Origin of the sequence: Methylobacterium sp. CCH5-D2, from assembly GCF_001556475.1 — a bacterium.
Taxonomy (GTDB): domain Bacteria; phylum Pseudomonadota; class Alphaproteobacteria; order Rhizobiales; family Beijerinckiaceae; genus Methylobacterium; species Methylobacterium hispanicum.
The window spans coordinates 1-9767 of sequence record NZ_LSIX01000838.1 but is presented as its reverse complement, the minus strand read 5'-3'; the positions used below and the strand labels follow the sequence as shown (position 1 = coordinate 9767).

Annotated in this window: 13 protein-coding genes; 9 read left to right on the top strand and 4 right to left on the bottom strand. The window is 73.2% G+C overall.

Going from position 1 to position 9767, the window contains the following annotated elements; all coding sequences use genetic code 11:
* Together AX737_RS22095 and AX737_RS22090 are read right to left on the bottom strand one after the other, a co-directional pair.
* A partial coding sequence (locus AX737_RS22095) for an ElyC/SanA/YdcF family protein (protein ID WP_197430685.1) occupies nucleotides 1-528 on the bottom strand: 528 nt, incomplete at its 3' end.
* 7 nt (nucleotides 529-535) lie between these two features.
* On the bottom strand, nucleotides 536-1192 hold the full coding sequence (locus AX737_RS22090) for a dimethylmenaquinone methyltransferase (RefSeq protein ID WP_066924957.1): 657 nt from the start codon (nucleotides 1190-1192) through the stop codon (nucleotides 536-538).
* A 169-nt stretch (nucleotides 1193-1361) separates the two neighbouring features.
* Here AX737_RS22090 and AX737_RS22085 point away from each other — a divergent pair, with 169 nt between their 5' ends.
* The 5 genes from AX737_RS22085 to AX737_RS22065 all read left to right on the top strand — a co-directional run bounded on the left by AX737_RS22085 (nucleotide 1362) and on the right by AX737_RS22065 (nucleotide 5919).
* Nucleotides 1362-2309 (top strand): aspartate carbamoyltransferase catalytic subunit, encoded by a 948-nt coding sequence (locus tag AX737_RS22085; RefSeq protein WP_066924954.1) that lies wholly within the window; start codon nucleotides 1362-1364, stop codon nucleotides 2307-2309.
* 5 nt (nucleotides 2310-2314) lie between these two features.
* Nucleotides 2315-3625: a dihydroorotase gene (locus tag AX737_RS22080; RefSeq protein ID WP_066924962.1), complete on the top strand. Its 1311-nt coding sequence runs from the start codon at nucleotides 2315-2317 to the stop codon at nucleotides 3623-3625.
* A complete protein-coding gene (gene plsY / locus AX737_RS22075) occupies nucleotides 3625-4230 on the top strand; it encodes a glycerol-3-phosphate 1-O-acyltransferase PlsY (RefSeq protein ID WP_156453889.1) in 606 nt (201 codons plus the stop codon). The genes AX737_RS22080 and plsY overlap by 1 nt, the downstream gene beginning before the upstream one ends.
* Nucleotides 4231-4285: 55 nt before the next feature.
* A complete protein-coding gene (gene dprA, locus AX737_RS22070) occupies nucleotides 4286-5452 on the top strand; it encodes a DNA-processing protein DprA (RefSeq protein WP_066924950.1) in 1167 nt (388 codons plus the stop codon).
* Between the two features lie 227 nt (nucleotides 5453-5679).
* Nucleotides 5680-5919, top strand: a complete 240-nt coding sequence (locus AX737_RS22065) for a hypothetical protein (RefSeq protein WP_066924948.1) — start codon at nucleotides 5680-5682, stop codon at nucleotides 5917-5919.
* A 45-nt stretch (nucleotides 5920-5964) separates the two neighbouring features.
* Here the strand turns inward: AX737_RS22065 and ruvX are convergent, their stop codons facing one another.
* Both ruvX and AX737_RS22055 read right to left on the bottom strand, forming a co-directional pair.
* Nucleotides 5965-6492 carry a Holliday junction resolvase RuvX gene (gene ruvX, locus AX737_RS22060; protein ID WP_066924946.1) on the bottom strand — a complete coding sequence of 176 codons (528 nt, stop codon included), beginning with the start codon at nucleotides 6490-6492 and terminating at the stop codon, nucleotides 5965-5967.
* A 9-nt stretch (nucleotides 6493-6501) separates the two neighbouring features.
* Nucleotides 6502-7056, bottom strand: coding sequence for an SMI1/KNR4 family protein (locus AX737_RS22055; protein WP_066924945.1), 555 nt, complete (start codon nucleotides 7054-7056; stop codon nucleotides 6502-6504).
* A 124-nt stretch (nucleotides 7057-7180) separates the two neighbouring features.
* On the opposite strand from AX737_RS22055, the gene AX737_RS22050 reads away from it, so the two are divergent.
* From AX737_RS22050 to AX737_RS22035, 4 genes are all read left to right on the top strand, one after another.
* Nucleotides 7181-7384, top strand: coding sequence for a hypothetical protein (locus tag AX737_RS22050; protein WP_066924943.1), 204 nt, complete (start codon nucleotides 7181-7183; stop codon nucleotides 7382-7384).
* 187 nt (nucleotides 7385-7571) lie between these two features.
* Nucleotides 7572-7859 (top strand): Asp-tRNA(Asn)/Glu-tRNA(Gln) amidotransferase subunit GatC, encoded by a 288-nt coding sequence (gatC, locus tag AX737_RS22045; protein WP_066924941.1) that lies wholly within the window; start codon nucleotides 7572-7574, stop codon nucleotides 7857-7859.
* Between the two features lie 85 nt (nucleotides 7860-7944).
* Nucleotides 7945-9426 carry an Asp-tRNA(Asn)/Glu-tRNA(Gln) amidotransferase subunit GatA gene (gene gatA / locus AX737_RS22040; RefSeq protein WP_197430684.1) on the top strand — a complete coding sequence of 494 codons (1482 nt, stop codon included), beginning with the start codon at nucleotides 7945-7947 and terminating at the stop codon, nucleotides 9424-9426.
* Nucleotides 9423-9722 carry a hypothetical protein gene (locus AX737_RS22035; RefSeq protein WP_066924961.1) on the top strand — a complete coding sequence of 100 codons (300 nt, stop codon included), beginning with the start codon at nucleotides 9423-9425 and terminating at the stop codon, nucleotides 9720-9722. The genes gatA and AX737_RS22035 overlap by 4 nt, the downstream gene beginning before the upstream one ends.
* Nucleotides 9723-9767 lie beyond the last annotated feature (45 nt).

The window sequence follows — 9767 nt, the reverse complement described above, 5'->3', positions numbered from 1 at the left end:
GAGATGTGTATAAGAGACAGTCTCGTGGGTGTTGCGCGAGCGGCCTTCCAGGATCAGCCGCGAGCGCGGCAGGCCGAGCGTGTCGGCGTAGCGGCTGATGATGTCGGCCTCGCTGTCGACGCCGGCCCGCAGGTTGGCGCCGCCGCCCGAGAAGACGAGGCGCGCCTGCGGGTAGCGCCGGGCGAGCGCCGCCATGTAGGTCTGGCGCTCGTCCGCGTCGTTGCCCACGAACTGGCCGCGCGCGGTGGCGATGCGCGTCTCGATCCCGCCGCCGAGCACGACGATGCCGGTGACGGGCTCCCCGTCGTCCTCGAAGCGCGGGAAGCGTTCCTCCAGCGGCAGCATCGCGAGGGCGGGGAGCGGCGAGAGCCCGCCGAGCGCCAGCCCGATCCCGGCAAGGACGACGAGGGAGCCCCCTGTCCCGCGCCAGCCGAGGCCGAAGAGCGCGGCGCCCGCCAGCACGCAGAGGATCAGGAAGTTCGACGGGGTGAAGAGGAAGAAGCCGAGCTTCGAGGCGGGAAAGAACATCGCCCGCTCAAACCGTCTTCGTCTCGGCCTCGAAGCGGGCGCGGGTCTCCGCGTCCGGCGGCAGCAGGGCGGCGAGGCCGGCGCCCCGCTCGGCCTCCCTGAGAAGCCAGAGATCGAGCCGCTGCTGCTCGACCGCCTCGAGCGCCACCGCCTCGGCGATGGCGGCCGGCACGACCACGGCCCCGTCCGGCCCGGCCACCACGATGTCGCCCGGATGCACCGCCGCGCCCGCGCAGGCGATCGCATCGCCCGCCCCCGCCAGCGCAAGGCCGACGGATCCCGGGTTCCGGCCGAGGTCCCGTCCCCAGGCAGGCAGGGCAAGGTCGTCGGGCACGCCCGCATCGGTGACGAGTCCCGCGACCCCAGCCCGCGCCAGCCCGGCGGCCAGGATCGGGCCAAAGGGCAGGGGGCCGCCGCCGCCCGCGGCATCGATCACCAGCACGGCGCCCTCCGGCACCCGACCGATCGCGGAGGCGAGGTCGCCCGCCGCCTCGTCCCGGGCCGGGATCAGCCGCAGGGTGTGGGCCGGCCCGGCGACCGGGGTCGAGGCGCGCACCTCCAACCCCGAGAAAGCGTGAGCCCGAACGCCGCGCCGGGCGAGAGCACGCGCGAGGCTCGCCGGGCTCACCGCGAGGAGCGCGTCGCGAAGGGTCTGGTCGATCATGGGGATCCTCGGGGCGCGCCTGATGCGGTCGGCCCCGGCGAAGTGGGTCGCCGGGCGGGCGCGGCAAGGCGAGGACCGAAACGCTGGGCGGGAAGCCGTGCGGAAGGCCCGGGACTGCCCGCGTCGCCCTTGCCCGGTCCGGCGCGGCGACCTATCACCGGCCCCCGACATGACCCAAGTCGCGCCCCCGAGCTTCCCCCACCGCCATCTCCTCGGCATCGAGGGGCTGACGCGCCCCGAGATCGAGGGCCTGCTCGACCGGGCGGACGCCGCCGTCGACGTCTCCCGGCAGGTCGAGAAGAAGCGCAACGTCCTGCGGGGCCGCACGCAGATCAACCTGTTCTTCGAGCCCTCGACGCGAACGCAATCCTCGTTCGAGCTCGCCGGCAAGCGGCTCGGCGCCGACGTGATGAACATGTCGGTCGCCTCCTCCTCGGTGAAGAAGGGCGAGACGCTGATCGACACCGCCGCGACCCTGAACGCGATGCGACCCGACATCATCGTGGTGCGCCACCAGTCGGCGGGCGCCGTGCATCTGCTCGCCCGCAAGGTCGATTGCTCGGTGGTGAACGCGGGCGATGGCGCCCACGAGCATCCGACCCAGGCGCTCCTCGACGCGCTGACCATCCGCCGCAACAAGGGCCGGATCGAGGGGCTCCAAGTCGCGATCTGCGGCGACGTCCTGCATTCCCGCGTCGCCCGCTCGAACATCATCAGCCTGCAGGCGCTCGGCGCCCGGGTGCGGGTGATCGGCCCGACCTCGCTGCTGCCCTCCGGCATCGCGCGCTTCGGCGTCGAGGTGTTCACCGACATGCGCGAGGGGCTCAGGGACTGCGACATCGTCATGATGCTGCGCCTGCAGCGCGAGCGCATGAACGGCTCCTTCGTGCCCTCCGTGAAGGAGTATTTCCGCTATTACGGCCTCGACGGCGACAAGCTGGCGCTGGCCCGGCCCGACGCGCTGGTGATGCATCCCGGACCGATGAACCGCGGCGTCGAGATCGCCTCCGACATCGCCGACGGCGCGCAGTCGCTGATCCGCGAGCAGGTCGAGATGGGCGTCGCCGTGCGCATGGCGGTGCTCGAAGCGCTCGCGAGCCACCTGCCGAACGGATGATGCCGATGTCCCTCCGTCCGCTCCTGCTCTCCAACGCCCGCCTCCTCGACCCGGCCACCGGCCAGGAGACGCCCGGCTCCGTCCTCGTCCGCGAGGGCCGCATCGCCGACATCGCGCACGGCGCCGCACCCGGGGCGCCGGAGGGCGCGGAACGGATCGACTGCGGCGGCAACGTGCTGGCGCCCGGCCTCATCGACATGCGCGCCTTCGTGGGCGAGCCGGGCGCGGAGCACCGCGAGACCCTGGCCTCGGCGAGCGCGGCGGCCGCGGCCGGCGGCGTCACGACGCTGGTCTGCATGCCCGACACCAACCCGGTGATCGACGGGCCGGCCATCGTCGATTTCGTGCTGCGCCGCGCCCGCGACACGGCCTGCGTCACCGTCCTGCCGGCAGCCGCCGTCACGAAAGGCCTCGCGGGGCGCGAGATGACCGAGTTCGGCCTGCTGCAGGAGGCCGGCGCCGTCGCATTCACGGACGGGCTCAAGGCGGTGACGAACGCCCAGGTGATGCGGCGGGCGCTCACCTACGCCCGCGATTTCGGCGCGCTGATCATGCAGCACGTCGAGGAGCCCGACCTCGTCGGCGAGGGCGTGATGAACGAGGGCGAGTTCGCCTCGCGGCTCGGGCTCGCGGGCATCCCGCGCGAGGCCGAGACCGTGATGCTGGAGCGCGACATCCGCCTCGTGCGCCTCACCGGCGCCCGCTACCACGCGGCGATGATCTCCTGCGCCGACTCGGTCGAGATCGTGCGGCGGGCCAAGGAGGCCGGGCTGCCCGTCACCTGCGGCGTCTCGGTGAACAACCTCGTGCTCAACGAGAACGACATCGGGCATTACCGCACCTTCTGCCGGCTCGCGCCGCCGCTGCGGCACGAGAGCGACCGGCAGGCCGTTGTGGAGGCCCTCAAGGAGGGCGTGATCGACGCCGTGGTCTCGGACCACAACCCGCAGGACGTGGAGACCAAGCGCCTGCCCTTCGCGGAGGCCGCCGACGGCGCGCTCGGCATCGAGACGCTGCTCGGTGCCGCGATGCGCCTCGTCCACACCGGTGACATCGGCCTGCCGCGCCTGATCCAGGCCCTGACCGCGGCGCCGGCGAAGATCCTCGGGCGCGAGGCGGGGCGCCTCACTGCCGGGGCCCCGGCCGACCTCGTGCTGATCGACCCCGACCTGCCCTACGTCCTCGACAAGCGGCAGCTCAAATCCCGCTCGAAGAACTCGCCCTTCGACGAGGCCCGCCTGCAGGGCGCGGCCGCGCTGACCTTGGTCGGCGGGCGCGTCGTGCATCGCCTCCCCGAGATCGCGGTGGCGGCGTGATCGCGAACCTCGACCTCGCGACCCCGGCGGTCGCCGCCTGCCTCGTGCTCGGCTACGCGCTGGGCTCGATCCCGTTCGGGCTGATCCTGACCAAGTTCGCCGGGCTCGGCGACGTGCGGGCGATCGGCTCGGGCAATATCGGCGCGACCAACGTCCTGCGCACCGGCCGCAAGGGGCTCGCCGCCGCGACGCTGCTCGGCGACGCGCTGAAAGGCACCGCCGCGGTGCTGGTCGCGGCGCGGTTCGGCGAGGCCGCGGCGCTGGCCGCCGGGCTCGGGGCGTTCCTCGGCCATCTCTTCCCGGTCTGGCTCGGCTTCCGGGGCGGCAAGGGCGTGGCGACCTTCATCGGCGTGCTGCTGGCCTTCAGCCCGCTGGCGCTGCTCGCCTTCGCGGCCATCTGGCTCGGCCTCGCCTTCGCACTCCGCTACTCGTCGCTCGCGGCGCTGGCGGCCTCGGCGACGACGCCGCTCGTGCTCTGGGCGCTCGGCCGCCCCGCGGAGGCGCTGCTCTTCGGCCTGCTCGGCCTGCTGCTCTGGTGGAAGCACGCCCCCAACATCCGGCGGCTGCTCGACGGCACCGAGGGACGGATCGGGCAGAAGGGCTGAACGCGCACCAAGCGCCATGATAGGGTTCCTAGGATTGTGGTCCGGAACTCGCTCCATGCAGCTCACAGACGCCCAGCGCATCGACTGGCTCCGGCTGATCCGCACCGAGGGCGTCGGCCCGCGCACCTTCCGCACCCTGGTCAACCGATACGGCGGCGCGGCCGGCGCCCTCGACGCGCTGCCCGCGCTCACCCGGCGCCAGGGCCGACCCGTGACGCCGCCCTCGCGGACGCAGGCCGAGGAGGAGATCGCGGCCGCCGCCCGTCTGGGAGCCCGGCTCGCCGCCACCGGCGAGGCGGAGTACCCGCGGCTCCTTCAGGTCACCGACAGTGCTCCGCCGCTCCTCGCGATCCGGGGCCGTGCCGACGCGCTCGCCGCGCCGGCCGTCGCGATCGTCGGCTCGCGCAACGCCTCGGCGCTCGGTGGCGCCTTCACCGAGCGGCTCGCCCGCGGACTCGGCGAGGCCGGGCTGAGCGTCGTCTCGGGGCTCGCCCGCGGCATCGACGCCCGCGCCCATCGGGCGTCGCTCGGCACCGGCGCGGTGGCGGTGCTGGCCGGCGGGCACGACCGGATCTACCCGGCCAACCATGCCGGGCTGGTGGACGAGATCGTCGGCGCGGGTGGGACCGTCGTCGCCGAGATGCCGATGGGCTGGGAGCCGCGGGGCCGCGACTTCCCCCGGCGCAACCGCATCATCTCGGGTCTCGCCTACGGCACCGTCGTGATCGAGGCCGCGCGCCGCTCCGGCTCGCTGATCACCGCCCGCTTCGCCCTGGAGCAGGGCCGGGAAGTCTTCGCGGTGCCGGGCTCGCCGCTCGACCCGCGGGCGGAGGGCACCAACGACCTGATCCGCCAGGGCGCGACCCTGGTGGCCGAGGTCGATCACGTCCTCGCCGTGCTCGCGCCGCTCGTCGGCGGCAGCGTGCCGGAGGCCCGGGACGCCCCCGACCTCGCCGACCAGCCGGTCTTCTGGGACGAGATCGATCTCGACGGGATCACCGTGCCGGTGCCGGCCCCCCGCTTGGAGGCGCCCGAACCGGAGGAGACGGCCGATCCCCGCGCCCGGCTGGTCGGCGCCCTGAGCCCGAGCCCGGTCGGAACCGACGCGCTCGCCCGCGCCACCGGCCTCGGCGTGCGCATGGTCCAGACGCTGCTCCTCGAACTGGAACTCGACGGCCGCATCGAGCGCCACGGCAGCGGGACGGTCTCCCTGATCCGGTGAAGGCTGACGCGCGGGCAATGGGTCCACACGAGGCAGGGGATCGCGCGGTCGACGGGCGGCTCGGCACCGGCAATCCTGCGCGGCTTGCCGGCGGGATCGCGTGCCGGACCGGCATGACGGGAGAACGCGCGGTCTTCGAAACCGATCGAACAGGCGCTAGGATGCAACGCGGCCGCGCGATCGGATATTGATCCCGGAGAAGAGCGTCGTGCGTGAGGAGGGCCGGGATGTCGAAGCCGTGCTCGGGCGAGGGGCCCGGGATGCAGCGCCGGGGACGGACGCCCTACAGCGCGGGCTTCCGCACCGATACCGCGCCGGAGCGGGCGCGCTACGCCGCCCTGAACCGCTTCACCTACAGCGGCGGTTTCGACGGCTACGAGGGCCGGATGATCTGCCCGCCCCAGTGGCGCAGGACGGCGTTCGGCGAGGATGAAGGCCGCCGGGAGCGCTCCGCCGCACGGGAGTGAGGCGGCGTCCGGGCGATCAGCTCGGGCCCCGCGCCGCCTCGCCCGCTAGGAGAAGACCGGGAACCGGTCGCCCGCGTCCGGCTCCCGCGCCTGCATCATGTCGAGGGCGCCCTGCAGGATGTAGGCGGCGGCGAGCTTGTCCACGAGCTGCGCGCGCTTGGCCCGTGAGGCGTCGGCCTCGATCAGCGCGCGCGTGACGACCGCGGTCGAGAGGCGCTCGTCGTGGAACAGGACCGGCAGGTCGAGGATCGGTTTCAGGTTGCGCACGAAGGCCCGGGTCGATTGCACCCGCGGCCCCTCCGAGCCGTCCATGTTGAGCGGAAGGCCGAAGACGAGGCCGCCGACCGCGTGCTTCAGGCAGAGGTCGCGCAGACGCCCGGCATCCGGCGTGAACTTCACCCGGCGGATCGTCTCCAGCGGCGAGGCGATGCGGCGCTGCACGTCGGAGAGGGCGAGCCCGATCGTCTTCGTGCCGAGATCGACGCCGATCAGGCGCGCGCCGCCGCGGGACGCCTCGGCGAAGGCGGCGATGTCGTCGGTTCGAGCGTCCTGGCGGGTATCCGGGCTGACCATGTGCCGGCCTTACGAGGCTTCGGCCCCGCGCGCCAGCACCGCCGCCTCGATCCCCTCGAACACGGCGGGCAGGGGCTCGGCCGCCTCGCCGAGGACGGTGCGCACGCCCGCGCCCTGCAGGCGCCGGAACAGGGCATCCAGGCTCTCGCCCCCGAAGCGCACCGTCTCGAGGTCGGGCGCCAGAAGCCAGATGTCGTATTCGGGCTCGCCCGCGACGTCCCAGAACAGGAAGTGGCCGTCGTCGGTCTCGCCGAAGAAGCAGGCCCGGTCGAGCACGCCCGGATCGTCGCCCTCGACCGCGAGGGCGGGCGGCGTATCGAGCAGGCCGATCGCCGCCTGGATGCTGTGGGCGATCAGCTCGGCGCGCACGACGAGGTCGGCGGCCAGGTAGGGCAGGGGCGTGGCCACCCGCACGCGGCCGCCCGCGAGCCCGGCCCCGCACGCCCGGCAGAAGCTCCGGTAGGATTCGGGCAGCGAGAAGCCGAGCTCACGCTCCGCCCGCGCGATCTCGGCCTCGTCCGACGGACAACCCTGGCGCAGCTCCGCGAAGACCTCAGCCCACATCCGATCCTCCATCCCCGGTCCGTCCACAGCCGTTAACCCTGCGCGCAGTTCGACGTGGCGCAGGCTGGCACGGTTCCGGCATAGGTACGTTAACGTCTCGTTAACGCTTCCGGAGGCCCCGCGCTTGACCCTCGTCGCGACCTCGTCCCGCCCCGCCCGCCGCAGTCCGGGCACGCTCCCGCCGGGCACGCTCCCGCGCAAGCACCGGCTGATGCTGCTGCTCGCCTTCGAGATCCTCGTCTTCGGCCTGGGCCAGGCGCACTTCAACCCGGTGAAGCGCGGCGTCGTCGTCGATGTCAGCACCACGCCCAACCATGTGGTGACCTGAGCGACGGCCGGTCAGGTCCGGACCGGCCCTGACGCGTCCGCTCCGCACGTCCGGGGCGCCGCGGGCGAACCCGGAACGAGGGCGGCTCGCGCTCGGCTGCCGCCTGGCCGCGTTGCGGCGCCGCGAAGCCCGATGCTATAGCCCGGCGGACTTTTCGCGGGAGCCCGCGGGCACGGAACGGGTAGGCATGTCGGTCGACGCACAGACGGTCAGGCGCATCGCGCATCTGGCGCGCATCGCGGTCTCGGACGAGGAGGTCGCGCCGCTGCAGGGCGAGCTCAACGCGATCCTGGCGTTCGTCGAGCAACTCGGCACGGTGGACGTCTCGGGCGTCGAGCCGATGACCTCGGTCACCCCGATGGCGATGAAGAAGCGGGCCGACGTGGTCACGGACGGCGAGCGCGCCGCGGACGTCGTCGCCAACGCCCCCGAGACCGAGGACAACTACTTCCTCGTCCCGAAGGTGGTCGAGTAGGGCGGACCGCGCCCCCATGCTTGAGCGCCCGGCCGCGACGCCGGGCAGGCCCCGCCGCCGCAGGGCGGACGTGAGGACGGATCCCGTGAGCGAACTCAACGAACTCTCCCTCGCCGAGGCGCGCGACGGCCTGAAGGCCAAGCGCTTCTCAGCCCGCGAACTGACCCAGGCCCATGTCGCGGCGGTCGAGCGGGCGCGGCCCCTCAACGCCTACATCTTGGAGACGCCCGAGCGGGCCCTCGGGATGGCCGACGCCTCCGACGCGAGGATCGCGGCCGGCGAGGCCCGCCCGCTCGAAGGCCTGCCGCTCGGCATCAAGGACCTGTTCTGCACCGAGGGCACCCGGACCACCGCGGGCTCGAAGATCCTGGAGACCTTCACCCCGCACTACGAGTCGGCCGTCTCGGCCAACCTCTGGCGCGACGGCGCGGTGATGCTGGGCAAGCTCAACCTCGACGAGTTCGCCATGGGCTCCTCGAACGAGACTAGCGCCTACGGCACCGTGATCTCGCCCTGGCGCCGCAACGGCTCGGAGGCGGCCATCGTGCCGGGCGGCTCCTCGGGCGGCTCGGCGGCGGCGGTCGCCGCGCATCTCTGCCTCGGGGCCACCGCGACCGATACGGGCGGCTCGATCCGCCAGCCCGCGGCCTTCACGGGCACCGTCGGCATCAAGCCGACCTACGGCCGCTGCTCGCGCTGGGGCACGGTGGCCTTCGCCTCCTCGCTCGACCAGGCCGGCCCGATCGCCCGCACGGTGCGCGACTGCGCGATCCTCTTGGGCTCCATGTCCGGCTCGGACGCGCGCGACACCACCTGCGCCGACCTGCCCGTGCCGGATTTCGAGGCGGCGGTCTCGCGCGGCGTGAAGGGCCTGACCATCGGCATTCCCCGTGAATACCGGGTCGATGGCATGCCGGCGGAAATCCAGCGGCTCTGGGACCAGGGCGCGGCGTGGCTGAAGGAGGCCGGCGCCACCATCCGGGAGATCTCGCTGCCGCACACGCAGTACGCGCTGCCGGCCTACTACATCGTGGCGCCTGCCGAGGCCTCCTCGAACCTCGCCCGCTACGACGGCGTGCGCTACGGCCTGCGCGTGCCGGCGAGCGACATCGTGGGCCTGTACGAGAAGACCCGCGCGGCGGGCTTCGGCCGCGAGGTGAAGCGCCGCATCATGATCGGCACCTACGTGCTGTCGGCGGGCTACTACGACGCCTACTACGTGCGCGCCCAGAAGATCCGCACCCTGATCAAGCGCGACTTCGAGCAAGCCTACGCGGCCGGCGTCGACGCGATCCTCACCCCCGCGACCCCGTCCGCCGCCTTCGGCGTGGGCGAGAAGGCTTCGGCCGACCCGGTCGAGATGTACCTCAACGACGTCTTCACCGTGACGGTGAACATGGCGGGGCTCCCCGGCATCTCGGTGCCGGCGGGGCTCGACGCGCAAGGGCTGCCGCTCGGCCTGCAGCTGATCGGCCGCCCCTTCGACGAGGAGACGCTGTTCGCCGCGAGCCAAGTGATCGAGGACGCGGCCGGCCGGGTCAGCCTGCCGAAGCCCTGGTGGGCATGAGCGTCCCCTATTATCCCTGGACCGTCTGGATCTGGGCCGGGCTCGACCCGATCCTCGTTCTGCTGGCGCTCTATCTCGGCTGGACCGCGAGCCAGTTCGGCAAGGTCTTCATCGCGGCGATCATCGCGCTCGCCGTCTCGGTGCTGGCCTCCTGGGCGATCGGCGCGGTCGGCATCCCGTGGCCGGCCCCCGTCAGCCACGACGGGCCGACCTTCTTCCCCGTGCGGACGATCGCGGCGCTCCTCTGGGCGATCCTCGGATACGCCGCGCGCCGCGCGCTCCGGCCCCGCGCTTGACCCGCGCGGGCACCCACCCCTAACTCTCGCCACGGCGCGAGGGGC

What these genes read in the sequence shown, in the direction of transcription:
- AX737_RS22055 (WP_066924945.1), bottom strand. Translation starts at nt 7,056, where the DNA reads ATGTGGGCTGAGGTCTTCGCGGAGCTGCGCCAGGGTTGTCCGTCGGAC.
- AX737_RS22080 (WP_066924962.1), top strand. Translation starts at nt 2,315, where the DNA reads ATGTCCCTCCGTCCGCTCCTGCTCTCCAACGCCCGCCTCCTCGACCCG.
- AX737_RS22085 (WP_066924954.1), top strand. Translation starts at nt 1,362, where the DNA reads ATGACCCAAGTCGCGCCCCCGAGCTTCCCCCACCGCCATCTCCTCGGC.
- AX737_RS22035 (WP_066924961.1), top strand. Translation starts at nt 9,423, where the DNA reads ATGAGCGTCCCCTATTATCCCTGGACCGTCTGGATCTGGGCCGGGCTC.
- ruvX (WP_066924946.1), bottom strand. Translation starts at nt 6,492, where the DNA reads ATGGTCAGCCCGGATACCCGCCAGGACGCTCGAACCGACGACATCGCC.
- dprA (WP_066924950.1), top strand. Translation starts at nt 4,286, where the DNA reads ATGCAGCTCACAGACGCCCAGCGCATCGACTGGCTCCGGCTGATCCGC.
- AX737_RS22065 (WP_066924948.1), top strand. Translation starts at nt 5,680, where the DNA reads ATGTCGAAGCCGTGCTCGGGCGAGGGGCCCGGGATGCAGCGCCGGGGA.
- AX737_RS22090 (WP_066924957.1), bottom strand. Translation starts at nt 1,192, where the DNA reads ATGATCGACCAGACCCTTCGCGACGCGCTCCTCGCGGTGAGCCCGGCG.
- gatC (WP_066924941.1), top strand. Translation starts at nt 7,572, where the DNA reads ATGTCGGTCGACGCACAGACGGTCAGGCGCATCGCGCATCTGGCGCGC.